The sequence below is a fragment of the Vulcanococcus sp. DEBay_Sum29NL08_54 genome (assembly GCF_017859255.1).
In the GTDB taxonomy this organism is placed as follows: domain Bacteria; phylum Cyanobacteriota; class Cyanobacteriia; order PCC-6307; family Cyanobiaceae; genus Vulcanococcus.
Genome location: NZ_JAFMNJ010000014.1, coordinates 13,816 through 40,753 on the forward strand (window position 1 = coordinate 13,816; position 26,938 = coordinate 40,753).

The 26,938-nt window shown below is 64.2% G+C and carries 21 protein-coding genes and 1 tRNA gene; 16 read left to right on the forward strand and 6 right to left on the reverse strand.

The annotated features are described in order from the left end of the window. Nucleotides 1-14 precede the first annotated feature (14 nt). The 4 genes from QZ186_RS06670 to QZ186_RS06685 are packed head-to-tail and all read left to right on the forward strand — an operon-like array spanning nucleotide 15 to nucleotide 2,902. Nucleotides 15-1,214, forward strand: coding sequence for a DNA-processing protein DprA (locus QZ186_RS06670; protein WP_296416219.1), 1,200 nt, complete (start codon nucleotides 15-17; stop codon nucleotides 1,212-1,214). 24 nt (nucleotides 1,215-1,238) lie between these two features. Then, complete coding sequence (gene prmC, locus QZ186_RS06675; RefSeq protein ID WP_296416220.1) at nucleotides 1,239-2,141, forward strand: peptide chain release factor N(5)-glutamine methyltransferase; 903 nt, start codon at nucleotides 1,239-1,241, stop codon at nucleotides 2,139-2,141. Next, nucleotides 2,138-2,725, forward strand: a complete 588-nt coding sequence (locus tag QZ186_RS06680) for an L-threonylcarbamoyladenylate synthase (protein WP_296416221.1) — start codon at nucleotides 2,138-2,140, stop codon at nucleotides 2,723-2,725. The genes prmC and QZ186_RS06680 overlap by 4 nt, the downstream gene beginning before the upstream one ends. Nucleotides 2,726-2,731: 6 nt before the next feature. After that, a complete protein-coding gene (locus tag QZ186_RS06685) occupies nucleotides 2,732-2,902 on the forward strand; it encodes a hypothetical protein (protein ID WP_010314664.1) in 171 nt (56 codons plus the stop codon). A 104-nt stretch (nucleotides 2,903-3,006) separates the two neighbouring features. Here the strand turns inward: QZ186_RS06685 and psaB are convergent, their stop codons facing one another. Both psaB and psaA read right to left on the reverse strand, forming a co-directional pair. Further along, a complete protein-coding gene (gene psaB / locus QZ186_RS06690; RefSeq protein ID WP_247476245.1) occupies nucleotides 3,007-5,217 on the reverse strand; it encodes a photosystem I core protein PsaB in 2,211 nt (736 codons plus the stop codon). 19 nt (nucleotides 5,218-5,236) lie between these two features. Further along, a complete protein-coding gene (gene psaA / locus QZ186_RS06695) occupies nucleotides 5,237-7,540 on the reverse strand; it encodes a photosystem I core protein PsaA (protein WP_247476247.1) in 2,304 nt (767 codons plus the stop codon). Between the two features lie 684 nt (nucleotides 7,541-8,224). Between psaA and QZ186_RS06700 the strand changes: the two genes are divergently transcribed. Both QZ186_RS06700 and cobJ read left to right on the forward strand, forming a co-directional pair. Next, complete coding sequence (locus QZ186_RS06700) at nucleotides 8,225-9,352, forward strand: hypothetical protein (RefSeq protein WP_296416222.1); 1,128 nt, start codon at nucleotides 8,225-8,227, stop codon at nucleotides 9,350-9,352. Continuing rightward, entirely contained in the window at nucleotides 9,349-11,130 is a 1,782-nt protein-coding gene (gene cobJ, locus QZ186_RS06705) for a precorrin-3B C(17)-methyltransferase (protein WP_296416223.1), read from the forward strand. Before QZ186_RS06700 ends, cobJ begins: the two co-directional genes overlap by 4 nt. 3 nt (nucleotides 11,131-11,133) lie before the next feature. Here the strand turns inward: cobJ and QZ186_RS06710 are convergent. Further along, a tRNA-Pro gene (locus tag QZ186_RS06710) sits at nucleotides 11,134-11,207 on the reverse strand. A gap of 83 nt (nucleotides 11,208-11,290) precedes the next feature. Between QZ186_RS06710 and lipA the strand changes: the two genes are divergently transcribed. Continuing rightward, nucleotides 11,291-12,160, forward strand: coding sequence for a lipoyl synthase (lipA, locus tag QZ186_RS06715; protein ID WP_296416224.1), 870 nt, complete (start codon nucleotides 11,291-11,293; stop codon nucleotides 12,158-12,160). 7 nt (nucleotides 12,161-12,167) lie between these two features. On the opposite strand, the gene QZ186_RS06720 is transcribed toward lipA, so the two are convergent. Together QZ186_RS06720 and gltB are read right to left on the reverse strand one after the other, a co-directional pair. Continuing rightward, nucleotides 12,168-12,353, reverse strand: a complete 186-nt coding sequence (locus tag QZ186_RS06720) for a hypothetical protein (RefSeq protein WP_043705403.1) — start codon at nucleotides 12,351-12,353, stop codon at nucleotides 12,168-12,170. A 131-nt stretch (nucleotides 12,354-12,484) separates the two neighbouring features. Next, entirely contained in the window at nucleotides 12,485-17,068 is a 4,584-nt protein-coding gene (gene gltB / locus QZ186_RS06725; RefSeq protein WP_296416225.1) for a glutamate synthase large subunit, read from the reverse strand. A gap of 199 nt (nucleotides 17,069-17,267) precedes the next feature. Between gltB and QZ186_RS06730 the strand changes: the two genes are divergently transcribed. From QZ186_RS06730 to QZ186_RS06770, 9 genes are all read left to right on the forward strand, one after another. Beyond that, nucleotides 17,268-19,013 (forward strand): phosphodiester glycosidase family protein, encoded by a 1,746-nt coding sequence (locus QZ186_RS06730; RefSeq protein WP_296416226.1) that lies wholly within the window; start codon nucleotides 17,268-17,270, stop codon nucleotides 19,011-19,013. A 31-nt stretch (nucleotides 19,014-19,044) separates the two neighbouring features. Continuing rightward, nucleotides 19,045-19,413, forward strand: coding sequence for an AIR synthase (locus tag QZ186_RS06735; protein WP_296416227.1), 369 nt, complete (start codon nucleotides 19,045-19,047; stop codon nucleotides 19,411-19,413). A gap of 69 nt (nucleotides 19,414-19,482) precedes the next feature. Further along, a complete protein-coding gene (gene rpsL, locus QZ186_RS06740) occupies nucleotides 19,483-19,857 on the forward strand; it encodes a 30S ribosomal protein S12 (RefSeq protein WP_010314630.1) in 375 nt (124 codons plus the stop codon). Between the two features lie 42 nt (nucleotides 19,858-19,899). Then, nucleotides 19,900-20,370: a 30S ribosomal protein S7 gene (rpsG, locus tag QZ186_RS06745; RefSeq protein ID WP_010314628.1), complete on the forward strand. Its 471-nt coding sequence runs from the start codon at nucleotides 19,900-19,902 to the stop codon at nucleotides 20,368-20,370. Between the two features lie 89 nt (nucleotides 20,371-20,459). Continuing rightward, nucleotides 20,460-22,535: an elongation factor G gene (gene fusA, locus QZ186_RS06750; protein WP_010314624.1), complete on the forward strand. Its 2,076-nt coding sequence runs from the start codon at nucleotides 20,460-20,462 to the stop codon at nucleotides 22,533-22,535. Between the two features lie 39 nt (nucleotides 22,536-22,574). After that, nucleotides 22,575-23,774 (forward strand): elongation factor Tu, encoded by a 1,200-nt coding sequence (gene tuf / locus QZ186_RS06755; RefSeq protein WP_010314622.1) that lies wholly within the window; start codon nucleotides 22,575-22,577, stop codon nucleotides 23,772-23,774. Nucleotides 23,775-23,964: 190 nt separating this feature from the next. Then, nucleotides 23,965-24,285: a 30S ribosomal protein S10 gene (rpsJ, locus tag QZ186_RS06760; protein ID WP_006910513.1), complete on the forward strand. Its 321-nt coding sequence runs from the start codon at nucleotides 23,965-23,967 to the stop codon at nucleotides 24,283-24,285. 124 nt (nucleotides 24,286-24,409) lie between these two features. Continuing rightward, a complete protein-coding gene (locus tag QZ186_RS06765; protein ID WP_247476265.1) occupies nucleotides 24,410-25,081 on the forward strand; it encodes an LON peptidase substrate-binding domain-containing protein in 672 nt (223 codons plus the stop codon). Between the two features lies 1 nt (nucleotide 25,082). After that, nucleotides 25,083-26,069: a methyltransferase domain-containing protein gene (locus tag QZ186_RS06770; RefSeq protein ID WP_296416228.1), complete on the forward strand. Its 987-nt coding sequence runs from the start codon at nucleotides 25,083-25,085 to the stop codon at nucleotides 26,067-26,069. On the opposite strand, the gene pheA is transcribed toward QZ186_RS06770, so the two are convergent. After that, a complete protein-coding gene (pheA, locus tag QZ186_RS06775; RefSeq protein WP_010314614.1) occupies nucleotides 26,066-26,890 on the reverse strand; it encodes a prephenate dehydratase in 825 nt (274 codons plus the stop codon). The two genes, QZ186_RS06770 and pheA, sit on opposite strands and share 4 nt — an antisense overlap. Nucleotides 26,891-26,938: the final 48 nt, after the last annotated feature.

A 26,938-nucleotide genomic window follows, 5' to 3' on the forward strand; every position in this document is an offset into this window, starting at 1 on the left:
CTGCAGCGATTCAGGTGGGTCAGCTCGTTCATGCCCCCTTCTGCGCCAGCCAGGAGCGAGGGCGGCCCCTCAGGATCCACTCGGGGGAGACCTCCCGGCTCTGGCGATCGATCTGGAGCCGCTGTCCCGGTGTGGGCCGGCGGCGGCTGGAGCAACTCGAAGGCCTGTTTGGAAGCCTGCATCAGGCTTGGCAGGCAACCGGCCAAGAGCTGGAACACGCCCTGAGCGGAACGCAGATCAACGCCAGAGATCTGCAGCGCATCGAGCTCTATCGCCAACAGCTCGGGCCAGCCCCCCTGAGCGATCCACCCACCCCCAATGAACGGCGTCGGTGGGGCGGCCAGCGCTGCCTCATGCCTGGAGATCCCGCTTTTCCACGGACTTTGGGTGAGATCGATCAACCCCCTCTGGCCCTGCATTGGGCCGGGCAAGGGAGCATCTGGGCTCCGCTGCGGCAGCGCCGCGCCGTTGCCGTCCTCGGAACCCGGCGCCCGTCGAAACATGGGCTCGCCATGGCCCAGGCCATTGGCCGAGCCCTAGCGCAGGCGGGATGGCCGGTGGTGGCTGGGCTATCGGAGGGCATTCAGGCGGCGGCCCATCAAAGCTGCCTCCAGGCGGGTGGAACGCCGGTGGCTGTCCTTGGAACACCGATCAATCAGTCATCGCCACGGGGGTTGGCCGGGTTGCAACAGGACATCTCAGCCCAGGGGCTGTTGCTCTCCGAATGGCCTGAGGGGACGGCATCACGGGCTGCCCATTTCAGCTTGAGACAACGCCTGGAGGTGGGCCTGGTGCAGGCCCTGGTCCTGGTCGAATGCCCGCAGCAGAGCGCAGCACTCCACACCGCGGAGTTGGGCTGGGCGCAAGGGATTCCACTTTGGGTCGTCCCCGCCGATGCCGGACGCAGCAGTGCGGCAGGCAGCAATCGCCTGCTGGCCAGAGGGGGAACGCCCCTGCTGGATCCAGCGGACCTGGTCAAGCATCTGGGATCTGGGCCGAGGAGCAAGCCGGTTCGGCCGCCGATGCCAAGGGCGCACGCGACGTTGCTGCAGCGCGAGGCGGCCCTCATGGGAGCCCTCGGTCAGGGTGCAACGCTTGAGCAGCTCTGCCATTCACTGCGGCTGAGCCCGGTGGGAATCAGTCAACGGCTGCTGCAACTGGAGCTGGCCGGATTGGTGCGCAGCGCACCGGGGCTGTGGTGGCATCCCTGCTGAGACAGGGCTTCATAGGCTGATCCAATGGCTGAGATGCTCACGGCTAAGGCAGTGCTGAGCTGGAGGCAGGCGATGCTCGGCCAGGGAGGCGAGAGCAGCGCGCTCGATTGGTTGCTCGATCTCAAAGGCGGGCTGCGCTGGCAGCAGTTACAGGCGCTCAGGCTCTACCCCGAATCCAAGATTGAGTTGGAGCAGGACCTCGGCACGCTCGAGCAGATCTGGAGTCAACACCTCGAGCAGGCCATCCCCCTTCAGTACCTCGTTGGCCGCTGTCCCTGGAGGGACATCGAACTCGAAGTCGCACCAGGCGTGCTGATCCCTCGGCAAGAAACTGAAGTGCTGGTTGATCTGGCCTTGGACTGTGCCAAGGGAGATCAACTGGGTTCAGCCCCGCGCTGGGCGGACCTCGGCACTGGCTCGGGCTGCATCGCCATCGCTCTGGCGAAGGGACTACCGAACGCCCAGGGGTTCGCCGTCGATCGTTCTGCCGAAGCGCTGCGTCAGGCAGAGAGGAACGCCAGAGCAATCCTGGGCTCAGCCTGCCTGGACTTCAGAGAAGGTGACTGGTGGGACGCGATCCGAGATCAGTGGGGCCAGCTGGATCTGGTGGTGAGCAACCCGCCCTACATCCCGGCTGCGGTCTGGGCGCAGCTCGAACCTGTGGTGCGTGAGCACGAGCCCGAACTTGCACTCAATGGGGGCAGCGATGGCTTGGAGGCCCTACGAACCATTGCTGGCGGAGCAGCACTTGGCCTAGCGCCAGGGGGATGGCTACTGCTTGAGCACCACTACGACCAGAGCAAGGCTGTACTGGAGTTGCTCGAAGCGGCTGGACTGGTGAATGTGCAGGCCCACAAAGACCTCGAGGGGGTGCAGCGCTTCGCCAAGGCGCAGCGGCCGCTCCAACCAGAGCAGAACCGGCCATGAACCAATCCCTTGAGGCCGGTCAATTCGCCGCTGAACTGCAGCAAGGCCAAGCCGGGGTCTTCCCGACGGACACCCTGCCGGCGCTGGCCACCAGACCAGAGCACGCCTCGCTGCTCTGGACAATCAAGGAGCGGCCTCAAAACAAGCCGGTGATCCTGATGGGTGCTGATGCTGAACAGCTCTTCAGCAACCTGGGGATGACGCCTGAACCGAGCTGGTTGCGGCTAATCGAACTGCACTGGCCCGGAGCCCTGACGCTGGTGGTACCGGCTAAAGGGGAGCTGCTGCAACAACTCAATCCGGGGGGCTCAGCCCTGGGCCTTCGCGTTCCGGCCTGCGAGCAGGCCCGAGACCTGCTGCGATTGAGCGGACCCCTCGCCACCACGAGCACCAATCGCTCGGGAGAAGACCCCTGCACAAGCGCTGAAGAGGTGCAGGCGCGATTCCCCCAGTTGCTGCGCTTGGCCCCCGAACCCTGGCCAGCGCCCTCGGGGCAGGCCAGCACAGTGATCGCACTGGAGCCAGGAGGCGGTTGGCGCTTGCTGCGCGCTGGTGCTGTGATGCCCCAAGAGCTCCTGAGCTAAGCGGCCATGGCTTGGTTGCCCCTTCTACTGGTGGTCCTGCTGAGCCTGCATCAATGGCTGTTTCAGCCCCTGCTGGTGCTCAGCGCTGCTGTGTTTGAACTCAGGCCGCTGCCTTGGCTGATCCTTGCTGGCCTGGCCTGGCTACTCGCCGGCAACGGACCGACTGCGAAGCCTTAGCTCAGGCCCCAAACCGCGAGAGAAGCCAAAAAAAAGCCCCCGGCTGAGCCGGGGGCGCTTGGTCGTCCCTCAAGGGATGCAAGTGTGCGGGTGATCGCTATGGATCAGCCGAACTTGCCAGAGGTGGAAGCGATCAAGAAGGCGGCGTAGGTCACGAAGTAGCCCACGGTGAAGTGAGCCAGACCAACCACACGGGCCTGAACGATCGAGAGAGCCACAGGCTTGTCGCGCCAGCCCACCAGGTTGGCGAGCGGGGTGCGCTGGTGAGCCCAGACGATGGTCTCGATCAGTTCCTGCCAGTAACCGCGCCAGGAGATCAGGAACATGAAGCCGGTGGCCCAGATCAGGTGACCGAACAGGAACATCCAGGCCCAGACGGCGAGGTTGTTCGTGCCGAACGGGTTGTAACCGTTGATCAGCTGAGAGGAGTTGAGCCACAGGTAGTCGCGGAACCAGCCCATCAGGTAGGTGCTGGATTCGTTGAACTGAGCCACGTTGCCCTGCCAGATGGCGAGGTGCTTCCAGTGCCAGTAGAAGGTGAGCCAACCCACGGTGTTCAGGGCCCAGAAGACAGCCAGGTAGAAGGCGTCCCAGGCACTGATGTCGCAGGTACCGCCACGGCCGGGGCCGTCGCAGGGGAAGGAGTAGCCGAAGTCCTTCTTGTCGGGCATCAGCTTCGAGCCACGGGCATCCAGAGCACCCTTGACCAGGATCAGGGTGGTGGTGTGCAGACCCAGGGCGATGGCGTGGTGCACCAGGAAGTCACCAGGGCCGATCTGCAGGAACAGATCGTTGCCACCGTCGTTGATGGCGTTCATCCAACCGCCCATGTAGGCGGCGCTGGCATTGCTAGCGGCGCTAGCGCCATTGGAGAGGAGCACGTCGAAGCCGTACATGGCCTTACCAGAGGCGGCCTGCACGAACTGTGCGAAGACGGGCTCAACCAGGATCTGCTTCTCGGGGGTACCGAAGGCAACAACCACGTCGTTGTGGACGTAGAGGCCCAGGGTGTGGAAGCCGAGGAACAGGGAGACCCAGCTCAGGTGGCTGATGATCGCTTCTTTGTGCTCGAGCATCCGAGCAAGAACGTTGTTCTTGTTGGCCTCGGGGTCGTAGTCACGGATGAAGAAGATCGCACCGTGAGCGAAGGCACCGCACATCAGGAAGATGGCGATGTACTGGTGGTGGGTATAGAGGGCAGCCTGCGTCGTGTAGTCCTTGGCGATAAACGCGTAGGACGGCATCGAATACATGTGCTGCGCCACCAGGCTGGTCACAACGCCCAGGGAAGCCAGGGCCAGACCGAGCTGGAAGTGGAGCGAGTTGTTGATGGTGTCGTAAAGACCCTTGTGGCCAGCGCCCAGGTCACCAGGGGTGCCGTTGGGGGGGTTGTGAGCCTCGAGGATCTCGCGGATCGAGTGACCGATACCGAAGTTGGTCCGGTACATGTGACCGGCGATCACGAACAGACAGCCAATCGCCAGATGGTGATGGGCAATGTCGGTCAGCCAGAGGGCCTCACTTTGGGGGTGGAAACCACCCAGGAAGGTGAGGATCGCGGTGCCAGCGCCTTCTGAGGTACCAAACACCTGATAGGCGGTGTCGGGATTCTGGGCGTAGACGCCCCAGTTACCAGTGAAGAAGGGAGCCAGGCCTGCCGGGTGAGGCAGCACGTTCAGGAAGTTGTCCCAACCCACGTGTTGACCACGGGATTCGGGAATGGCCACGTGAACCAGGTGACCGGCCCAAGCGATGGAGCTGAAGCCGAACAGCACCGCGAGGTGGTGGTTCAGGCGGGACTCAGCGTTCTTGAACCAGGCCAGGGAAGGCCGGAACTTGGGCTGAAGGTGGAGCCAGCCAGCGAACAGGGCCCAAGCCGACAGGATCATCATGAAGATGGAACCCTGGTACAGCTCGGCGTTGGTGCGCATGCCGATCGTGTACCACCAGTGGTACACGCCGGAGTACGCAATGTTCACCGGGGAGGAGGCGCCTGCCTGGGTGAAGGCAGTGATGGCGCCTTGGCCGAAGTGGGGATCCCAGATCGCGTGAGCGATGGGACGGACATGCAGAGGATCGGCGACCCACTGCTCGAAGTTGCCCTGCCAGGCGACGTGGAACAGGTTGCCCGAAACCCAGAGGCCGATGATCGCGAGGTGACCGAAATGGGTGGAGAAAAGCTTTTGGTAAAGCTTTTCCTCCGTCATTCCGTCATGGCTCTCGAAGTCGTGAGCCGTGGCGATCCCGTACCAAATACGACGGGTTGTCGGGTCCTGTGCCAGACCCTGGCTGAACGAAGGAAATTTCGTTGCCATTGGGAAAGGTCAGGAGAGGTCAGCCGACCGCAATGATGCGGGCCAGGAAGAACGACCAGGTGGTCGCGATGCCGCCCAGCAGATAGTGGGCAACACCAACGGCACGGCCCTGGGTGATGGAGAGCGCCCGCGGCTGAATGGCGGGAGCAACCTTCAGCTTGTTGTGAGCCCAGACGATGGACTCAATCAGCTCTTGCCAGTAGCCGCGGCCACTGAACAGGAACATCAAGCTGAACGCCCAAACGAAGTGGGCACCCAGGAACATCAGGCCATAGGCACTGGTGGCAGAGCCATAGCTGTTGATCACCTGTGCGGCCTGAGCCCACAGGAAGTCACGCAGCCAGCCATTGATGGTCAGTGCGCTATTGGCAAAGTTGCCATTGGTGATGTGGGAGACGGAGCCGTCAGCATTGACGGTGCCCCACACGTCGCTCTGCATCTTCCAGGAGAAGTGGAAGATGACGATCGACAGGGAGTTGTACATCCAGAACAGGCCCAGGAACACGTGGTCCCAAGCCGACACCTGGCAGGTACCGCCACGGCCGGGGCCGTCGCAGGGGAAGCGGAAACCGAGGTTCGCCTTGTCGGGAACCAGACGGCTGCTGCGGGCATAGAGCACACCCTTCAGCAGGATCAGCACCGTCACGTGAATCGTGAAGGCGTGGATGTGGTGGACCATGAAGTCGGCCGTCCCCAGGGGGATCGGACCGGCGGCCACCTTGCCGCCGACGGCAACCACGGAGCCGTTGAACACTTCGCTCACGCCAGCAAGGGCGTTGGGAGCGGTGCTACCGGCTGCAGCAGCGTGCAGACCCTGGATCCACTGCGCGAAGACGGGCTTCAGGGCAATGGCGGAGTCGCTGAACATGTCCTGGGGACGTCCCAGGGCACGCATGGTGTCGTTGTGGATGTAGAGGCCGAAGCTGTGGAAGCCGAGCCAGATGCACACCCAGTTCAGGTGGCTGATCAGGGCATCGCGAGCCTTGAGCACCCGGTCGAGCACGTTGTCCACATGCTTGGCGGGGTCGTAGTCGCGAATCATGGCGATGGCGGCGTGGGCGCCAGCACCAACGATCAGGAAGCCACCAATCCAGGTGTGGTGGGTGAAGATCGACAGCTGCGTGGGGTAGTCGATGCCGATGTAGGGATACGCAGGCATCGCGTACATGTGCTGAGCAACGATGATGCTCAGCGAGCCCAGCAGCGCCAGGTTCACAGCCAACTGGGCGTGCCAGCTGGTGGTCATGAACTCGTAAAGGCCGTCGTGGCCCTTGCTGGCGGGGAAGAGCAGGGGGTCGCCCTTCTGGCCCTCGAGGATCTCCTTGATGCTGTGGCCGATGCCCCAGTTGGTCCGGTACATGTGACCGGCAACGATGAAGAGCACGGCGATCGCCAGGTGGTGGTGAGCGATGTCGCTCATCCACATGCTGCCGGTCACAGGATTCAGACCACCTTTAAAGGTGAGGAAATCGCTGTAGGCCGCCCAGTTACCGGTGAAGAAGGCATTGATGCCAGCGCCGAAACCGGGGAACAGCTGAGCCAGCAGGTCCTGGTTAAAGAACTCGTGGGGCAGGGGGATGTCCGCCACGGTGGCGATGGTCTTGCCATTGAGCGACAGGGGGCTGCCGGCATCGATGGCGTCCATCAGCGCGGTGGTGGGCAGAGACACGTGGATCAAGTGACCCGCCCAGGACAGGGAACCCAGACCAAGCAGACCGGCCAGATGGTGGTTGAGCATCGACTCAACGTTCTGGAACCACTCGAGCTTGGGAGCTGCCTTGTGGTAGTGGAAGACGCCCGCATTGAGCATCAAACCGGCCATCACCAGAGCACCGATGGCCAGGGCCATGAGCTGGGTTTCAGTGGTGATGCCCCAGGCCCGCCACACGTGGAAGAGGCCTGAAGTGATCTGGATGCCGTGGAAGCCGGCACCCACATCGCCGTTAAGGATTTCTTGGCCAAAGACAGGCCAAACCACCTGCGCACTGGGTTTCACGTGCGTGGGGTCGGCGAGCCAGCCGGAGTAGTTGGAGAAGCGAGCACCGTGGAAGAAGGCGCCGCTCAGCCAAACAAAGATCACAGCCAGGTGACCGAAGTGGGCCGAAAAAATCTTCCGGCTGACCTCTTCGAGATCGCTGGTGTGGCTATCGAAGTCGTGAGCGTTGGCGTGGAGGTTCCAAACCCAGGTTGTGGTTTTGGGACCTTTGGCAAGGCTGCGATCGAAATGGCCGGGCTTACCGAACAGTTCGAAGGTGGCCGGGTTGTTCACCCGGTCGACCTGGGCCTTCGCCGTTTTCCCACGCTCTGGTGGGCTGATGGTCATCGAGAGGTTCCTCGAGGGACGGGGTCGAGGTGGAGGTCCACCCTTCTGGGCTGATCCTTCGACGAAGCGAGGGATCTCCAGTGGAGCCACGGACGCAAGCCAAGGACTCGCGCCATGGGCGCCGGGCCAAGAAAACCCGCTTCGACCGAGGCCGAAACTGCTCTTCCTGACTGGCGCTTTGGGCCCCAATAAGGGGACCGCTGGCGGAAGTATAAAAGCGGAATCCAAGCCTCTCGGCCCAGCAGTTACAAAGGTTCAACCCGGAGTCGGGCCAGTCAGGGACTGAGTTCTCGCGGGAGCAAAGAATCATCAAGTTTTCTCAGATTGCCCCCGTCTTGTTAAGCAAATAAGGCCATTTCCATAGCCCTATTTATCGAGAATCCGCTAGTCCTTCCGGTCAAATAGTCCGCAAACCTGCAGAATGTGTTCAGTCATTCGCCCAAACGAGTGGGGAGAGGCAAGCGCATGCGCCAGTCAGCACTAAAGGCCATCTCGGCCGTGGTGCTCTCGGTGTTGCTCATGGTCGCCAGTGGCTGCACATCCGGCACCAGCGCAAGAGGGAGCAGGTCAGAACCCTCTCCAGTCACCAGCTCCAAACCAAGTGGACAGCTGCAGGAAGTTGCCCCACCAGGAGCAGTGCAACAAGTCCGCGAAAGGTTGAACGACCTGGCGCCACAGATCGAGGTGTTGTCCCCTGCAAATGACAGCACTCTTCCGGCCGGCCCCTGGACGCTGAAGCTGAAGGTTCAGGACTGGCCCCTCTACGACGACGAAACCAACGGACTGGGCCCCCACCTGGTCGTTCAACTCGACGATCAACCCCCTAGGCGCATCAGCAGCGCAGCCGAAGCCCAGGGACTCTCCATGCCGGAGCTCAGCCCTGGCAGCCATCGCCTGACGGTCTTCGCCGCCAGGCCCTGGGGGGAAGTGGTCAAAGCCCCAGGAGCCAGTCAGCAGTTACGCCTGCATCGGGTCGCCCGCAATCCGTCCCAACTGCCGGCTTCGGGCTCCCCGCAGCTGATTGCGGCCAGTCCCTCGGACCTGCAGCACAACGAGCCGGTCCTGATCGACTGGTTGTTGATCGACGCACCGCTGCAGCACCTGCGCGATGACGATGCCCGTTGGCGCCTGCGGGTCAGCGTGAACGGCGACAGCTTTCTGGTGGACCGGCAGACACCGCTTTGGCTCAAGGGCCTCAAGCGGGGCAGCAATGCGGTGCAACTGGAATTGCTGGACGGCCGAGGAGACCCCCTCAACCCACCCTTCAACAGCGTGGTGCGTGAGGTGGTGATCGACTCCAGCCCCAGGCCGAGCTGGCAACAGGCCACGCTGAGCGCTCAAGCCCTCGCGGCCCTCAGTGGCACCCCGGAGCCAGAACCCGTCACGCCTCCAGCCGCCGAGATCCAGACCAAGGAACCCGAGGCCGCTCCAGCCCAGGCTGCGCCGCCTGAAGCGAGCGAACCGGAGCGCCCTGAGCCCCAGCCAGCTCCTCTGACAGCTCCCTCGGAGGAGACACGCCCGGATCCCACCGAACTGCCAATGGCAGCTGAGGCGACACCCGCCCCAGCCGATCCCGAGCCGGAACCTGCTCCTGCGGAGCCCCCCTCGGCACCCGAAGAAGAACCGACGCCTCCTGCACCCACTGCGGTGGCACCCACGCCAGCACCAGTAACAACTGTGCCCGCAGAGCGCACAGCTCCGAGCAGTCGCCTGGGTGGATCGGCGCGGGATTTGGTCAGCAGTGACGGGTCCCTGATCGAAGCGCAGCCCAAGGGTCCCTTGGCCGGCCTGAAGGCGAAGCTGGGGGGATGAACGACAGCCTGATTTGGGGATTCAGCCTCAGCGCCAGCGGCCTCCCGCTGCTGCGACGCCTCCTGCAATCAGGTGAGATTGACCGTCTGGCCAGCCCGGCCGATGGAAACCACTGGGGGCCTGGGGAACTGCAGGCCCTGCTCGAGGCCAACTGGAGCACAAGTCGGGCCTTTGTGGCCGTCGGGGCCTGTGGGGCCATCACCCGACTGATCGCGCCTCAGCTCGAGAGCAAGGCCAGCGACCCAGCGGTGGTCGTCCTGGATCCAAGCGGACGCTTTGCCATCCCCCTACTGGGAGGCCACGGGGCTGGTGGCGAGGCCCTGGCTCAGACCCTGGCGGCCCGCTGCCAGGGGGAGGCGGTGATCACCGGTGCCGCCCATGGCGAGGGCCGAGTTGCCTTGGACAGCTTTGGTCAGGCCTGGGGCTGGAGACGCAACAACGGCCCCTGGGACGCGCTCATGAAGGCCGCCGCCCGCGGCGAGGCGCTGGAGGCCCAACACCTGCAGGGCAATTCCCGCTGGCAAGAACTCCCCGGCCTGGCGCCAGGGGCCGAGGCCGCCACACAAAGGATTTCAGTCGGGGTCGGGGCGGATCCGGGCTGCCGCTGGCACCCGCCCAGCGTCTGGCTGGGAATGGGCTGCGAGCGCAACACCAGCCTGAGCCTGCTGGAGCGCTGCTGCGACCAACTGATCGCGCAACACCAGATCGCACCGGAGGCGATCGCAGGCCTGGCCAGTGCCGATCGCAAAGCGGATGAGCCGGCGCTCTTGGCGCTGGCCAACCAGCGCGGCTGGCCCCTGCGCTGCTTCAGCGCTGAGCGCCTGGCACCGGTGGAGGTTCCCAACCCCTCCGCCGTGGTCGCGGCCGAACTGGGAACCGCCAGCGTGGCGGAGGCCTCGGCCCTTCTGGCGGCGGGCCCGGAGGCAACGCTGCTGGCCGAAAAGCAGATCAGCCGCGCCGAAGCAGGGGAACAGGGAGCGGCGACCGCAGCTCTGGCCCTGGCCGCCAGTCAATGGGCACCCCATCGCGGCCAGTTGCATCTGATCGGCAGTGGGCCAGGACGGCTGGACCTCCTGACCCCGGACGCCAAAGCGGCCCTCAGCCAGAGCTGCGTTTGGGTCGGCTACGGGCTCTACCTGGATTTGCTTGAACCGCTGCGCCGCCCCGATCAACTGCGCAGTGACGGTCAGCTGACCCAAGAGCGAGAACGCTGCAGGCAGGCGCTGCGCCTGGCCTGCGAGGGACAGACCGTCTCCTTGGTCTCCTCGGGGGATAGCGGCATCTATGGGATGGCGGGACTGGCCCTGGAGCTCTGGCTCGAGCTCGATCCCCTGGACCGTCCGGGCTTCGAGGTCCATCCCGGCATCTCAGCCCTGCAGGTTGCCGCGGCCCGGGCCGGAGCACCGTTGATGCACGACTTCTGCACCATCAGCCTGAGCGACCGTCTGACCCCTTGGGAGGTGATCGAAAAGCGCCTGGTGGCAGCGGCGGCAGGCGACTTTGTCGTCGCCCTCTACAACCCGCGCTCCAAGGGCAGGGATTGGCAGCTGGAGCGGGCCCAGCAGCTTCTGCTCTCCGGACGGCCTGCCAGCACGCCTGTGGTCCTCGCTCGCCAACTCGGGCGCCCCGAAGAGCAGGTGACCCTGCACGAACTCGGCGGTCTTCCGATCGAGCAGGTGGACATGCTCACCCTGGTGCTGATCGGCAACAGCAGCAGTCGCGCCGAGGACGGCCGAATGGTCACCCCGAGGGGATATCCAGGCGCAGAGCTGCAATAAGAATCGGGATGACAGGATTCGAACCTGCGGCCCCTTCGTCCCGAACGAAGTGCGCTACCAAGCTGCGCTACATCCCGATGGGCGGAGTGTAGGAGATGGTGGACCAGTCGCTTCCTAGAGTCAGCCAGCCCTTTGGTGCCTTCGGCGCGCTCCTCATCCCTTGCTGAAACCCGACTGGCTGCGCGTCAAAGCTCCCCAGCGGGAACGGATCGGGGAAGTGGCCGATCTGCTGCTGGATCTCAAGCTCAACACCGTCTGCCAGGAGGCCAGCTGCCCGAACATCGGCGAGTGCTTCGCCGGGGGCACGGCGACCTTTTTGATCATGGGGCCGGGCTGCACCCGGGCCTGCCCCTACTGCGACATCGATTTCGACAAGAGCGTTCGCAGCCTCGATCCGACCGAGCCCGAGCGCCTGGGGGAAGCCACCGCGCGGCTGGGCCTGAAGCATGTGGTGATCACCTCGGTGAATCGCGACGACCTGAGCGATGGCGGAGCCAGCCAATTTGTGGCCTGCATCGAGGCGGTCCGCCAGCGCTCTCCCCAGACCACCATTGAGCTGCTGATCCCTGATTTCTGCGGGGACTGGGATGCCCTGGCCACGGTGATGGAGGCCGGCCCCGATGTGCTGAACCACAACATCGAGACGGTGCCCAGGCTCTACAAAAAAGCCAGACCCCAGGGGATCTACGAACGCTCGCTCGAGCTGCTGCTGCAGGTGCGGGAGCGCTGGCCGAAGGCCTACAGCAAGTCCGGCCTGATGGTCGGCCTTGGGGAAAGCGACGAGGAAGTGATCGAGACCCTGCTGGATCTCAGGGAACACCGGGTCGACATCGTCACGATCGGCCAGTACCTCTCCCCGGGGCCGAAGCACCTGCCGGTGGATCGGTTCGTCACCCCCGAGCAATTCGAGCGCTTCCGTCTCCACGGCGAGCAGGAGCTGGGCTTCCTGCAGGTGGTCAGCACTCCCCTGACCCGCAGCAGCTATCACGCCGGTGAGGTGCAGCGCCTGATGCAGCTGCACCCCCGCTAGGCCTGGCTTAAGCCTGGGGCTCCAGCAGAAATTCAGCTTCCAGAGCCTGGGCCTCAGGGCAGTCCCCAAGGGCATCCAGGCGCTGGTTCACCAGGCTCACGGGAGCATCCAGGCGGACACAGTGCTCGAGCAGGGCCAGGGTCATCTGGCGGGCAAAGAGCTGTTGAAAGGGTTGGGCGAACTCAGGAGGCATGGCTCCGTTGCGGTTGCCCAAACGCTATGGACGGTCTCGGATTGCAGCGGTCGGGCCAGCCGAACCAAAGGGTGGGGTGAGCCGACCCAGTGGTGCAGCAACCGAACCCGAAGGAGCGGAGAACCGGCGGCTCAGGCCGCCACCGCCTCCCGCTCCGCCAGGCCGACGTTGGCCTTCTCGCTGGGGGGAACCAGCACCTTGAAGCGCCCTTTCCAGCTGGACCAGTCGCCCAGGATCGTGGACGCCTTGCTGCTGCCGGTGGCCGCGAGATGGGCCTCGAGCAGAGGCTTGAGCATGGCCTCCTGCTCAGGGGTCGTGAGCTCACAGATCTCGACGATCTCAGGGTTGACGCGATCGCGCAGACCACCGTTCTCATCGAGGATGAAGGTGACGCCACCGGTCATGCCGGCGCCCACGTTGCGGCCCGTGCTGCCGAGCACCACGACCACACCACCGGTCATGTATTCGCAGCAGTGGTCGCCGGCGCCTTCCACCACGGTCTTGACGCCGCTGTTGCGCACAGCGAAACGCTCACCGGCACGGCCGAGGGCAAAGAGCTCACCACCGGTGGCGCCATAGAGGCAGGTGTTCCCCAGGATCACCTGGGCACCGGGATCATTGCCACCGGCAGGGGGAACGACGGTGATGCGACCACCGTTGATGCCTTTGCCGACGTAGTCGTTGGCCTCACCCACCAGGCGCACATTCATGCCCTGAACGGTGAATGCGCCAAAGCTCTGTCCCGCCGCACCCTCATAGGTGAGGTCGAGTTGTCCCTGGAAGCCGGTGTTGCCATGGCGAGCCGCGATCTCACCGCCCAGACGGGCGCAGACGCTGCGATCGGTGTTGATGATCGGCAGGGTCCTGGCGAGCTGGCCGTGGTTCTCAATGGCCGCCATCAGCTCGGCATCAGCCAGCAGCTGATCCTCAAGGATCACGCCGTTGCCATGGGCCGCCTCGGCGTGGCGCAACCAGGCGCGATCGGCCGCCTGGGGGATGGGATCCAGCAGGCAGGAGAGATCCAGGGCCTTGGTTTTCGCCAGCTGCACAGAGCGGGGCTTCAGCAGGTCCGAGCGACCAATCAGGTCCTCCAGACGGGCCACGCCCAGCACGCTCATCAGCTGACGCACTTCCTCGGCGACGAACAGGAAGAAGTTCACCACCTGCTCAGGCAGACCGGTGAAGCGCTTGCGCAGGGCCTCCTTCTGGGTGGCCACGCCGACCGGGCAGTTATTGGTGTGGCAAACGCGGGCCATGATGCAGCCCTCGGCGATCATCGCGATCGAACCGAAGCCGTATTCCTCAGCGCCCAGCAGGGCGGCGATGACCACGTCCCAGCCGGTCTTCAGGCCGCCATCGGCCCGCAGCAGCACGCGATCACGCAGGCCGTTCTCCAGCAGAGCCCGGTGAACCTCGGTCAGACCGAGTTCCCAGGGACCGCCGGCATGCTTGATCGAGCTCAGGGGCGAGGCACCGGTGCCGCCGTCATGGCCAGAGATCTGGATGACATCGGCATTGGCCTTGGCCACACCTGCCGCGATGGTGCCGATGCCGATCTCAGCCACCAGCTTGACGCTGACCTTGGCGGCGGGATGCACCTGGTGCAGGTCATGGATGAGCTGCGCCAGATCCTCGATCGAATAGATGTCGTGGTGAGGCGGCGGTGAGATCAAGGCCACCCCAGGCTTGCTGTTGCGCAACCAGGCGATGTAGGGATCGACCTTCGGACCGGGGAGCTGGCCGCCTTCACCGGGCTTGGCCCCTTGGGCCACCTTGATCTCGAGCTGCTTGCCGCTGCGCAGGTACTCGGGGGTCACGCCAAAGCGGCCCGAGGCGATCTGCTTGATCGCAGAGCAGGCGGTGTCCCCGTTTTTCAGACCCTTGATCGAGGGCAGGGTGGCGGAGAGGCCCTCCGCATTCACATCCCCCAGGACCTTGAAGCGAGCCGGGTCCTCGCCGCCCTCACCGCTGTTGCTCTTGCCGCCGATGCGGTTCATCGCGACGGCCAAGACTTCATGGGCTTCGCGCGAGAGGGCACCCAAGCTCATGCCGCCGGTGCAGAAGCGCTCACAGATGCTCTCGATGCTCTCGACCTGATCGAGGGGCAGCGGAGTGGCGGCGGGTTGCAGCTCCAGAAGGTCCCGCAGGGCCGTCACCGGACGGTTCTCCACCAGGGTTTTGTAGGTGGAGAAGTGGTCGTAGCCGGGCCCCTGCTTGATCGCCGCATGGAGCGCCTTGGTCATCTCCGGGCTGTTGAGGTGGTATTCCCCGCCGGTCCGGTACTGCACAAAGCCCATGAACTCGAGCTTGGTGCGGTTGAGTTCTGGGAACGCCTTGGCGTGGAAGGTCAGCGTCTCGCTGGCCAATTCCGCCAGGCTCAGACCAGCCACGCGGCTGGTGGTGCCCTTGAAGGCCCGCTCGATCAGATCGGCACCGACACCGATCGCCTCGAAGATCTGGGCTCCGTGGTAGCTGGCCAGCAGGGAGATACCGATCTTGGAGAGGATCTTGCGTAGACCGTCTTCGAGGGCCTTGCGCACATTGGCCTGGACCTGATCGGGGGTCAGGGCGGGCAGCTTGCCCCGCTCAATCAATTTCTGCGTCTTGGGATGGGCCAGCCAATGACGCGTGGTCTCCCAGGTGAGCCAGGGGCAAACAGCGCTGGCGCCGTAGCCGATCAGGCAAGCCAGGTGGTGGGTGCTCCAGCACTGGGCGGTCTCAGCCACCAGGGAGGTCTGCAGGCGCAGTCCCTGGTTCAGCAGGTGATGGTGCACCGCACCCACCGCCAGGAGCGGGGGGATATAGGACGTGGTTGCCGTGATTCCCCGGTCAGAGAGCACCAGGATTTGGTTGCCGCTGCGCACGGCGGCTTCAGCGTCGCTGCAGAGCTGGGTCAGTGCCGCCTCAAGGCCGGCCGGTCCGCCGGTGATCGGCATCAGGGTCGAGAGCGTGCGGCTGGCAATGCCCTGCTGGGTGGCCGCCGCCAACTCGGCCTCATTGAGGATCGGGCTGTTGAGATGCAGAACCGCTGCCGCGGCGGCCTCGGGCTTGAGGGGAGAGCCCCGCTTGCCCAGATGCATCTCCAGGCTCATCACCAACTTCTCCCGCAGGGGGTCAATCGGCGGGTTGGTGACCTGGGCGAAGCGCTGCTTGAAGTAGTCGTACAGAAGGTGGGGCTTATCGGAGAGCACCGCCAAGGGGATGTCATCACCCATGCAGTAGGTGGGCTCCTTGGCCGCACCGGCCATGTCCTCGATCACCAGATCGAAGTCCTCGGCGGTGAAACCAAAGGCGGTTTGCTGCTGGAGCAGCTCCAGGTCAGCCAGCTGGCGCTCCTGGGTCCAGGGCTGGGCCGTCAGGGTGCGGCGGTGCTCCGCCAACCACTGGCCGTAGGGGTGACGCGCGGCCACCTCTTGCTTGACGTCCCAGTTATGGAGCAGGCGACCGTTCTCCAGATCAACGGCCAACATCTGGCCGGGGCCCAGGCGACCCTTTTCGATGATCCGGCTTTCCTCGAGCTCCACCACGCCGGTTTCCGAGCCCATCACCACAAAGCCGTCGCTGGTGATGCAGTAGCGAGCCGGGCGCAGGCCATTGCGATCCAAGGTGGCGCCAACGCTGCGGCCATCGGCGAAGACCAGAAGCGCTGGGCCATCCCAGGGCTCCTGGGTGCAGGCCGAGTACTCATAGAAGGCCTGGACCGCTGGCTTGTCAGCCAGGGCCGGCTGATCGCGGAAGGCCTCCGGCACCAGGGTCAGCAGGCTCTCGGTGATCGGGCGACCACTGCGAACCAGCAGCTCGAGGGTGGCATCAAGGTTGGCCGAATCGCTGAAGGCGGAATTCACCACCGGCTTGAGGTCCGAGGCGGCCTCGCCCCAAACCGCATCGAGGTCAGCCTCGGCGGCGCGGGCCCAATTCAGGTTCCCCAGAAGGGTGTTGATCTCGCCGTTGTGGCCCAGGAGACGCATCGGCTGGGCCAGGGGCCAGCGGGGCAGCGTGTTGGTGCTGAAACGACGGTGATAGACCGCGAAACTGACCGCGAAGCGTTCATCGCGAAGGTCCCCGTAGTAGGCGGAGAGGACCTCCGAGCGGACCATGCCCTTGTAGACAACCGTCCGGCTGCTCAAGGACGCGAAGTAAAGGTCGCTTGGGACGGCACCCCAGACACTGCGCGCACGATCGCCGCAGCGGCGCCGCAGGCGGAACAGCAGGGCCTCGAGGGCGTCACCATCGCAATCGGCGGCGAGCAGCCACTGCTCAATCACTGGAGCCGTGCCGCGGGCCAGGGGACCTAAGACGCTGGGGTCCACGGGAACGCTGCGCCAGCCCAGGCTGCGCAGTCCCAGGGCCTGAGCTTCCTCGTCGCAAAAGGCCTTGGCTTGATCGCGCTTGCCCGCCTCGGCAGGCAGGAACACCATGCCCAAACCACGGGTTGCAGCTGAGGCGGCGGCAGCTTCAGGCCAAACCGCCTCGAGATAGGTCCAGGGGATGCCGCAGAGCACACCGGCGCCATCGCCGGAATCGCCATCGCCGCCGCAGCCGCCGCGGTGCTCCATGCAGTCCAGACCGCGCAGGGCCTGCTTCAGGACCCAGTGGCTGGTCTCACCTTTGAGGTTCGCCAGAAAACCAACGCCGCAGGCATCCTTCTCGCCGGCCACCTCTGCCGGGGCGGGGCTGTCGCAATGGGGCCAAACAGGACGAGAAGACAGCGGCATAGCCCAGCGACAACAGGTCTATCGGTAGTAACGAAGCAGCCGGGTCGACCGAACGGAAGGCGACGGATCGCCCTAAACCTCGGTCCCGCTGCGAGCTTCTGAATCTAAAAGCTGGACCACCTGCAACTCAAGCAAGTGCTGGCGGACCGCTCCAAGGTCGCTAGCGTTTCGAGACTGAGCGGGCTGCTTCATGGCTTTGATGCCCGTCCTGGCAGCCCTGCATCCCGGGATCCCGCTCATTCCACCGCCTCCGCCACCGGCCGAGGTGAGACCGATCCGGCAGGCGGAAGGGTCACTGATTCGCGCCAACGGACGCACGCAACCAGCCCGCTGGCGCATCGAACGGGGCGAGCTCTGGCTCACCCTCGAATTCCTGGAGAACCAGCTCGGCGTCCAGCGCTCCAGCGGAGAGCGGGGCATGCTGCAACTGGAATGGTTTGGCAGCGAAATCAGCCTTCCCGCCAGGCGACAACAGAGCCTGGGGGATGAGGTCGCTGTTCCAGTCAGCGACCTGCTGCGCCGCGTCGGCGTGAGCTTTGAGCCCTTCGGGAAAAACGAACTGAGCCTGGAGCTCCCGGTTCGCCCCCTAGAAGCGATCCGCGCCAGGGACAACGGCATCAGCGGCCGGCGCGTGGTCCTTGACCTCAAGGCCCCGGCGCTGGTGCGCAGCGATGACGGCCAACTGGCCATCAGTGCCGAAGGCAACCCAGAGCAACTGCGGCAACTGGCAGGGCTGGGGCTGAAACCCCGCCAAGAGAACGGCTGGCTGCAGCTGGAGGCCAAAGGGGAACGCCTAACCCTGGGCCGGCCTTGGCGCCTGGTCCTCGACCTGCCCAGCGACACCGCACTCACCAGCCTCAATCGCCCGAGCGGCACCAGCCCCAACACCGCCCTTGCGACCCTGCAGCGCCAGGGGCTAGCCCTCAATCGAACGGTGGACCGCATCGGCAACCGCCAGGTCCTGATCAACAGCGTCCAGCTCGATCCACGCCGAGTCCCGGTCGACCTGCGCCCGCTCAACCGAAGCAACGGGATGAAGGGCCTCAGCAGCCTCAGTCAGCTGGCCCGCAATGAATCGGCCCTGATCGCCATCAATGGCGGCTTTTTCAATCGCGTGAACCGGCTTCCCCTGGGGGCGCTCAAGGACAACGGCCAGTGGCTCTCAGGACCGATCCTGAATCGGGGGGCCGTGGGCTGGGGCGATGGTGAACTTCCCCAGTTCGATCGACTCAGGCTTCAGGAGAGCGTGCTCGATCCACGCCAACGGCGCTGGTCGCTGATCAGCCTGAACAGCGGCTACGTCCAGAAGGGACTGGCCCGCTACACCGAAGCCTGGGGTCCGCGCTATCAGCCGTTAACCGGCCAAGAACTGGGGTTCGTGCTCCGCAATGGCGTTGTGCAACAGCGCATCGAGGGCATTCCCCAACCCGGGGTCCCCTTGCGCGCCGGGGATGAACTGTTGGTGGCCCGCGGCGGGGTTCAGGTCGACTGGCAGCCGGGAGAACGCCTCGTGCTCAGCAGCCGATCGACTTCCGTCGTTGGGGACAAACCCTTTGTGGTCGGCGGTGGCCCGCTGCTGCTGCGCTCTGGGCTGGTGGCCCTCAACGGCCAAGCGGAGGGATTCAGCCCTGGCTTCATCCGTCAGGGCGCCCCAAGAACCGTGATCGCCAGCGACGGACGTCAGCTGTGGCTGATCACCCTGCAGGGGGTCAATAACGCCGGGCCGACCTTGATGGAAACGGCGTTACTCCTGAAACAGCGCGGCCTCAAGGAGGCGCTGAACCTCGATGGAGGCAGCTCCACCGGCCTGGTTCTGGCGGATGTCCAAACCGTGAAAGGACGGGGCATCGCTGGATCGGTCCACAACGGCATTGGCTTGATCCCCCGTGCACCGATGCCACGGCCCAACCGTCCGCCGGCGCGGCTGGCCTCCAGCCCGCCCTGACACACTGGGTCGACCCAGCCTTTTCTTTGCCATGCCCAAGGGCCAAGGCATGCAACTCACCGCAGCGGCTGCCGCAGAGCTCGGCCGCCAAGCGGCCGTCGCCGGCACCCCGGGGATGATGCACCTTGACCTGGTGGATGGCACCTGCGAGCGCTGGGTGATTCGCATTCGTCCGGGCCGTCTGGCCGGAGTTCCCGTGGCACGCGCCGACGGGATCACTCTGTTTGCCCCCGGCGACCAGGGCGAGCGACTCAACACCCTCGAGCTCGACTATCGAGGTGACCTCAGCGGGGGCGGGTTCTTGATCCGCACCGGCCGAGAGCACCGCGTTTGCGCTTGTGGTGCGGCCTTTGGCCCCGCTGACGAACCCGCTCAGGGTGGCAGCACCTCGACAAAGTAATGTGGCGGATTGTCGAAACGGTCGGCTCTCCGACCTCGCTTCCGGCCCCTCGAAAACTCCCGGCCCTCGATGCCCACGATTCAGCAGCTGATCCGCAGTGAGCGGACGCGCCTTACCCGCAAGACCAAGTCGCCCGCACTGCGCTCCTGCCCTGAGCGCCGTGGTGTCTGCACCCGCGTGTACACCTCAACCCCGAAGAAGCCGAACTCGGCTCTGCGGAAGGTGGCCCGTGTGCGCCTGACCTCCGGCTTTGAGGTGACCGCCTATATCCCCGGTATCGGCCACAACCTGCAGGAACACTCCGTGGTGATGATCCGCGGCGGTCGTGTGAAGGACCTGCCCGGTGTCCGCTACCACATCATTCGCGGCACCCTCGACACCGCGGGTGTGAAGGACCGTCGTCAGTCCCGCTCCAAGTACGGCGCCAAAACCCCCAAGGATTGATTTCCTTTCGACGTTCGTTTCTGACTTCCTCCCCTTAGCTCTATGTCACGCCGCAACGCCGCCGAGAAGCGCCCGGTTCTTCCCGATCCCCAGTTCAACAGCCGTCTGGCAACCATGATGGTTGCCCGTCTGATGAAGCACGGCAAGAAGTCCACCGCTCAGCGGATTCTTTCCGACGCCTTCACGCTGATCAACGAGCGGACCGGCAGTGACGCCCTCGAGCTGTTCGAAACCGCGGTGAAGAACGCCACTCCCCTCGTGGAAGTGCGTGCCCGCCGCGTCGGTGGTGCCACCTACCAGGTGCCCATGGAAGTCCGTCAGGAGCGTGGCACCGCCATGGCCCTGCGCTGGCTCGTGAATTTCTCGCGCGCCCGCAATGGCCGGAGCATGGCCCAGAAGCTGGCCGGCGAACTGATGGATGCCGCCAACGAAGCTGGCAGCGCCGTTCGCAAGCGCGAAGAGACCCACAAGATGGCCGAAGCCAACAAGGCCTTCGCTCACTACCGCTACTAAGCGGAACTGCGGCATCTCAGGTCGGATGTGACCGACTTGTAGAGTGACGCCCGCTTTTTTGTCGATTCCACCCTCCGGAGACCTGCCCCGTGGCTCGCGCTATTCCCCTGGAACGCGTCAGAAATATTGGTATTGCGGCACACATTGATGCCGGTAAAACCACCACCACTGAACGAATCCTGTTTTATTCAGGTGTGGTGCACAAGATCGGTGAGGTGCATGACGGCGCCGCCGTGACCGACTGGATGGCCCAGGAGCGCGAGCGGGGCATCACCATCACTGCTGCGGCGATCTCCACCAGCTGGAACGACCACCGCATCAACATCATTGATACCCCCGGCCACGTGGACTTCACCATTGAGGTGGAGCGCTCCATGCGTGTGCTCGATGGCGTGATCGCCGTCTTCTGTGCCGTCGGTGGTGTTCAGCCCCAGTCGGAAACCGTCTGGCGTCAAGCGGACCGCTACAGCGTTCCGCGCATGGTGTTCGTCAACAAGATGGACCGCACCGGCGCTGACTTCCTCAAGGTGCACGGTCAAATCAAGGACCGCCTGAAGGCCAACGCCGTTCCGATTCAGCTGCCCATCGGCGCTGAGGGTGAACTGAGCGGGATTATCGACCTGGTCAAGAACCGCGCCTTCATCTACAAGGACGACCTCGGCAAGGACATCGAAGAGACCGATGTCCCTGCGGACATGAAGGATCTCGTTGATGAGTGGCGCGCCACTCTGATGGAGACCATCGCTGAAACCGATGAAGCGCTGATCGAGAAGTTCCTCGAGGAAGGCGAGCTGAGCGAGGCAGAACTGGCCAAGGGCATCCGCGAGGGCGTGCTGAAGCACGGCCTGGTGCCCATGCTCTGCGGCTCCGCCTTCAAGAACAAGGGCGTTCAGCTGCTGCTGGATGCCGTGGTGGACTACATGCCCGCCCCGGTGGATGTGCCCCCGATCCAGGGTCTTCTGGCTGATGGCAGCGAAGCGGTGCGTCCCGCCGACGACAACGCCCCCTTCAGCGCACTGGCCTTCAAGGTCATGGCTGACCCCTTCGGCAAGCTCACCTTTGTGCGCATCTACTCGGGTGTGCTCCAGAAGGGCAGCTACGTGCTGAACTCCACCAAGGACAAGAAAGAGCGCATCTCTCGCTTGATCGTCCTCAAGGCCGACGATCGTGAGGAAGTGGACGAACTCCGCGCCGGCGATCTCGGCGCCGTTCTGGGTCTTAAGGACACCACCACCGGCGACACCCTCTGCGTCGACGCCGATCCGATCATCCTGGAATCGCTCTACATCCCCGAGCCCGTGATCTCGGTGGCTGTCGAGCCCAAGACCAAGGGCGACATGGAGAAACTCTCCAAAGCCCTGCAGTCCCTCTCCGAAGAGGACCCGACCTTCCGGGTTCGCACGGATGCAGAGACCGGCCAAACCGTGATCGCCGGCATGGGCGAACTCCACCTGGAGATCCTGGTGGACCGCATGCTGCGCGAATTCAAGGTGGAGGCCAACATCGGTGCGCCTCAGGTGTCCTATCGCGAAACCATTCGCGCCAGCGCCAAGGGCGAGGGCAAATTTGCCCGTCAAACCGGTGGTAAGGGCCAGTACGGCCACGTGGTGATCGAAATGGAGCCCGGCGAACCGGGTTCCGGGTTCGAGTTCGTCAACAAGATTGTTGGCGGCGTCGTGCCCAAGGAGTACATCGGTCCGGCTGAAGCCGGCATGAAGGAAACCTGCCAGTCCGGTGTGATTGCAGGATTCCCGATGATCGATGTGAAGGTCACCATGATCGACGGGTCGTACCATGACGTCGACTCCTCGGAGATGGCGTTCAAGATCGCCGGCTCCATGGCCTTCAAAGACGGCGTCAAGAAGTGCAATCCCGTACTTCTTGAGCCCATGATGAAGGTCGAAGTTGAGGTTCCTGAGGACTTCCTCGGAAGCGTCATCGGTGACCTCTCATCGCGCCGCGGTCAGGTCGAAGGACAGTCCATCGACAATGGTCAGTCCAAAGTCCAGTCCAAGGTGCCGCTGGCCGAGATGTTCGGCTACGCCACCCAGCTCCGATCCATGACCCAGGGTCGGGGTATCTTCTCGATGGAATTCAGCCATTACGAGGAAATTCCTCGCAACGTGGCAGAAGCCATCATCTCCAAGAATCAGGGCAATTCCTGATCTTTTCCCTACCCATTTACCCCCCGATTCTTTTTCATCATGGCTCGCGAGAAGTTCGAAAGGAATAAGCCCCACGTCAACATCGGCACCATCGGCCACGTTGACCACGGCAAGACCACCCTCACCGCCGCCATCACCAACGTGCTGGCCAAGAAGGGTCAGGCCAAAGTTCAGAACTACGCCGACATCGACGGTGCTCCCGAAGAGCGTGAGCGCGGTATCACCATCAACACCGCCCACGTTGAGTACGAGACCGCCGGTCGTCACTACGCCCACGTGGACTGCCCCGGTCACGCGGACTACGTGAAGAACATGATCACCGGTGCTGCCCAGATGGACGGCGCCATCCTGGTGGTGGCAGCCACCGACGGCCCCATGGCCCAAACCAAGGAGCACATCCTCCTGGCCAAGCAGGTGGGCGTTCCCGCTCTGGTGGTTGCACTGAACAAGTGCGACATGGTCGACGACGAGGAAATCCTCGAGCTCGTCGAGATGGAAGTGCGTGAACTGCTCAGCAGCTACGACTTCCCCGGCGACGACATCCCCGTGGTGAAGGTCTCCGGCCTCAAGGCGATCGAAGGCGAAGCCGACTGGGAAGCCAAGATCGACGAGCTGATGGACGCCGTTGACAGCGCCATCCCCGAGCCCGAGCGTGAGGTCGACAAGCCCTTCCTGATGGCTGTCGAAGACGTCTTCTCCATCACCGGTCGCGGCACCGTGGCCACCGGCCGCATCGAGCGTGGTGTGGTCAAGGTGGGCGAGGAAATCGAGATTGTGGGTATCAAGGACACCCGCAAGACCACCGTCACCGGTGTGGAGATGTTCCGCAAGCTCCTCGACGAGGGCATGGCCGGCGACAACGTGGGTCTGCTGCTGCGCGGCATCCAGAAGGAAGACATCGAGCGCGGCATGGTGCTCGTGAAGCCCGGCTCCATCACCCCTCACACCAAGTTCGAGGGTGAGGTCTACGTGCTGAAGAAGGAAGAAGGCGGCCGCCACACCCCCTTCTTTGCTGGCTATCGCCCGCAGTTCTACATCCGTACGACCGACGTGACCGGTCAAATCACCGCTTTCACCGCCGACGACGGCTCCAACGTGGAAATGGTGATGCCCGGTGACCGCATCAAGATGACCGGCGAGCTGATCTGCCCCGTCGCCATCGAGCAAGGCATGCGCTTCGCTATCCGCGAAGGCGGCCGCACCATCGGTGCTGGCGTGGTCTCCAAGATCATCGCCTGATCCTGATTGGGTCTCGGCCCTGATCTAGGTTTGAGGGGTGGAGCTCGTCTCCACCCCTCTCTCACGCACCTCGACAATCCAGCTGCTTTGGGTTTGTTCCGGTTCCCGGCACCCAGCGCTTCCCTTCCTGTGCCTTGTCCCGCAAGGATCAAGCCAGAACCGTTGAACGCTTAACGACGTCAGACACTCCATGTCCACCGCTATTGCCCAGCAGAAGATCCGCATCCGCCTGAAGGCGTTTGACCGCCGCATGCTGGATCTGTCCTGCGAAAAAATCATCGAAACGGCTGATCACACCGCTGCAACGGCGATCGGTCCGATTCCCCTGCCCACCAAGCGCAAGATCTATTGCGTGCTGCGCTCGCCCCACGTGGATAAGGATTCCCGTGAGCACTTCGAGACCCGCACCCACCGCCGGATTATCGATATCTACAGCCCCTCGGCGAAGACCATCGACGCTCTGATGAAGCTCGACCTGCCCAGCGGCGTCGACATCGAAGTCAAGCTCTGATTCCTCGCTTTGCAGCTGGATCCCCAAAACCCGCCTCAGGGCGGGTTTTTTTGTGTGTTCGATCCACACGAGAGCGAATCATCACTGCCTAGGATTCGCCCTCCTCAGGCAGAAGTGCAACGACGTGACGCAACTGGCCGTGAGAGAACTACCGCTGTTCCCGCTGCCGGATGTGGTGCTCTTCCCCCAGGAAGTGCTGCCGTTGCACATCTTTGAGCCGCGCTACCGCATGATGCTGCGCACGGTTCTGGAGAGTGACCGGCGCTTTGGGGTGGTCCGCTGGGACCCCCAGGAAGGCACGATGGCCAGCGTGGGCTGTTGCGCTGAGATCCTGCAGTGCCAAACCCAGGACGACGACCGCAGCTACATCGTCACGATGGGACAACAGCGCTTCAGGCTGCTGGAGGTGGTGCGCGAAGCCCCCTTCAAGGTCGGCCTGGTGAGCTGGATTGAGGACGAGCAGCCCGAGGACCACAGCGGGCTTCAGGAACTCTCCGGAGAGGTCAGCAGTGCCCTCAAGGACGTGGTGGAACTGACCGGCAAGCTGATGGGCAAACCCACCAGCCTCCCCAGCGACCTTCCGGACCTGCCCAGGGAGCTCTCCTATTGGATTGGCTCCCACCTGGGCGGTCCCGTGGCTGATCAACAGCAGGCTCTGCTGGAGATCACGAACACCGAAGAGCGGCTGCGGCAGGAATTCGAACTGCTGGATGAGACCCGGCGCCAGCTGGCCGCTCGAACGGTCCTGGAGTCGACCCTGCGCGACCTGAAGACGGGCGAGAGCGAGGAGGACTGAGATGCCCACCCCTGCCGTTTTGGCGCTGCTCAGCCCCTGGGCGAGCGGCCTGATGCTGGCGGCCGCCGTGGCGGCGGTCCTGTTACTCATTGGCCTGGCGATTTGGTCAGCGCGCGATCGGGCCTTCGAGAGCACCGCCAGCGTGGCGGAGGCCTACGACCGCTGGACCGACGACCAACTGCTGGAGCGGCTTTGGGGCGACCACGTCCACCTGGGGCATTACGGCTCTCCGCCAGAAGCCCGGGACTTTCGGGCCGCCAAGGCTGACTTTGTCCACGAACTGGCGCGTTGGAGCGGGCTGGATCAGCTGCCCCGGGGCAGCACCGTCCTGGATGTCGGCTGCGGCATCGGTGGCAGTGCCCGGATCCTGGCCCGCGACTACGGCCTGAACGTGCTCGGCATCAGCATCAGCCCGGGCCAAATTCAACGGGCGCAGGAGCTCACCCCCGAGGGCCTGAGCTGCCGCTTCGCGGTGATGGATGCCCTCGATCTGCAGCTGGAGAACGGCAGCTTTGATGCGGTCTGGAGCGTGGAAGCAGGCCCTCACATGCCTGATAAGCAGCGCTACGCCGATGAACTGCTGCGGGTGCTCAAACCCGGTGGTCTGTTGGCCGTGGCCGACTGGAACCGCCGCGATCCGGAGGTCAAACCCCTCAACCGCAAGGAGCGCTGGGTGATGCACCAGCTCCTGGTGCAGTGGGCCCACCCGGAATTCGCCAGCATCCCGGGTTTCCGCCGCAACCTCGAGCAAAGCCCCTGGAGCAGCGGCGCCCTCGTGGAGACCGGCGATTGGAGCCGCGAGACCCTGCCCTCCTGGATTGAATCCATCCTCGAAGGGGTGCGCAGGCCCAAAGCAGTCCTCGGCCTGGGTCCTAAGGCTGTGCTGATGGGGCTGCGGGAGTCACCCACCCTGCTGCTGATGCATTGGGGCTTCGCCACCGGGATGATGCAGTTCGGTGTCTTCCGAACCCGCAAACCGGCGGCCTAGAGCTGGGTCATCGGATAGGCCCCAAACACCGCCAGGTGCTCGCATAGGGGCTTGAGCTCCTCCATGGCCTGTTGCAGCGGTTCGGGTCCGCTGGGCAGTTCCAGGTCCACAAAAAAGATGTACTCGCCCATCTCCCGCTTGGAGGGGCGGGACTCAATGCGGCTCATGTTCAGGTCCCGATGGGCAAAGCAAGCCAGGGCCTTGAGCAGAGCACCGGGTTGGTTCGCCTGCAGTGAGAAGGCCAAGCTGGCCAGCTCGCCATGCCAGTTGCGCTCGCCCTGACGCAGCAGCAAAAAGCGGGTGCAGTTGCCCGCCACATCATTAATGGGATAGGCCAACTCCTTGAGGCCGTGCTCCTTGGCGGCCTGCTGGGAAGCGATGGCCGCACGGAAGTGACTGCCGGCCACCATGCGGGCCGCCTCTGCGGTCGAGCTCGTGGGCAGCTGCAGGGCATTGGGCAGGTTGGTGCTCAGCCAGAGGCTGCACTGCGCCAGGGCCTGGGGATGGGAGAGGACTTCGCTGACCCCCTCCACGCTGCCGCTGCCGACCAGGGCATGGCGAATGGGCAACACCACCGCCCGGGAAATCTCCAGTTCTGGGTGCTCCCAGAGCGCATCCAAACAGGCCGTGACACCGCCCTCGACGGAGTTCTCGACGGGAACCACCGCGGCATCCACCCGACCGGCGGCGAGGGCCTGAATCACCGCACGAATTCCTGTCTGGGGCAGCAGTTCAGGCGCCTCCCACTGCTCGAGCTTGGCGAAGGCCTGGGCCGCCTGCTCCCCATAGGTGCCCACCGGACCAAGAAAAGCAATGCGCATGGGGCTGATCGGGCCGTGCTCGATAGGATCATGCCGCCCCGGCCGCCT

Coding starts and splice junctions, on each gene's coding strand:
- prmC (WP_296416220.1), top strand. CDS start 1,239: ATGGCTGAGATGCTCACGGCTAAGGCAGTGCTGAGCTGGAGGCAGGCG.
- QZ186_RS06680 (WP_296416221.1), top strand. CDS start 2,138: ATGAACCAATCCCTTGAGGCCGGTCAATTCGCCGCTGAACTGCAGCAA.
- QZ186_RS06685 (WP_010314664.1), top strand. CDS start 2,732: ATGGCTTGGTTGCCCCTTCTACTGGTGGTCCTGCTGAGCCTGCATCAA.
- psaB (WP_247476245.1), bottom strand. CDS start 5,217: ATGGCAACGAAATTTCCTTCGTTCAGCCAGGGTCTGGCACAGGACCCG.
- psaA (WP_247476247.1), bottom strand. CDS start 7,540: ATGACCATCAGCCCACCAGAGCGTGGGAAAACGGCGAAGGCCCAGGTC.
- cobJ (WP_296416223.1), top strand. CDS start 9,349: ATGAACGACAGCCTGATTTGGGGATTCAGCCTCAGCGCCAGCGGCCTC.
- QZ186_RS06720 (WP_043705403.1), bottom strand. CDS start 12,353: ATGCCTCCTGAGTTCGCCCAACCCTTTCAACAGCTCTTTGCCCGCCAG.
- gltB (WP_296416225.1), bottom strand. CDS start 17,068: ATGCCGCTGTCTTCTCGTCCTGTTTGGCCCCATTGCGACAGCCCCGCC.
- QZ186_RS06730 (WP_296416226.1), top strand. CDS start 17,268: ATGCCCGTCCTGGCAGCCCTGCATCCCGGGATCCCGCTCATTCCACCG.
- QZ186_RS06735 (WP_296416227.1), top strand. CDS start 19,045: ATGCCCAAGGGCCAAGGCATGCAACTCACCGCAGCGGCTGCCGCAGAG.
- rpsL (WP_010314630.1), top strand. CDS start 19,483: ATGCCCACGATTCAGCAGCTGATCCGCAGTGAGCGGACGCGCCTTACC.
- rpsG (WP_010314628.1), top strand. CDS start 19,900: ATGTCACGCCGCAACGCCGCCGAGAAGCGCCCGGTTCTTCCCGATCCC.
- tuf (WP_010314622.1), top strand. CDS start 22,575: ATGGCTCGCGAGAAGTTCGAAAGGAATAAGCCCCACGTCAACATCGGC.
- rpsJ (WP_006910513.1), top strand. CDS start 23,965: ATGTCCACCGCTATTGCCCAGCAGAAGATCCGCATCCGCCTGAAGGCG.
- QZ186_RS06770 (WP_296416228.1), top strand. CDS start 25,083: ATGCCCACCCCTGCCGTTTTGGCGCTGCTCAGCCCCTGGGCGAGCGGC.
- pheA (WP_010314614.1), bottom strand. CDS start 26,890: ATGCGCATTGCTTTTCTTGGTCCGGTGGGCACCTATGGGGAGCAGGCG.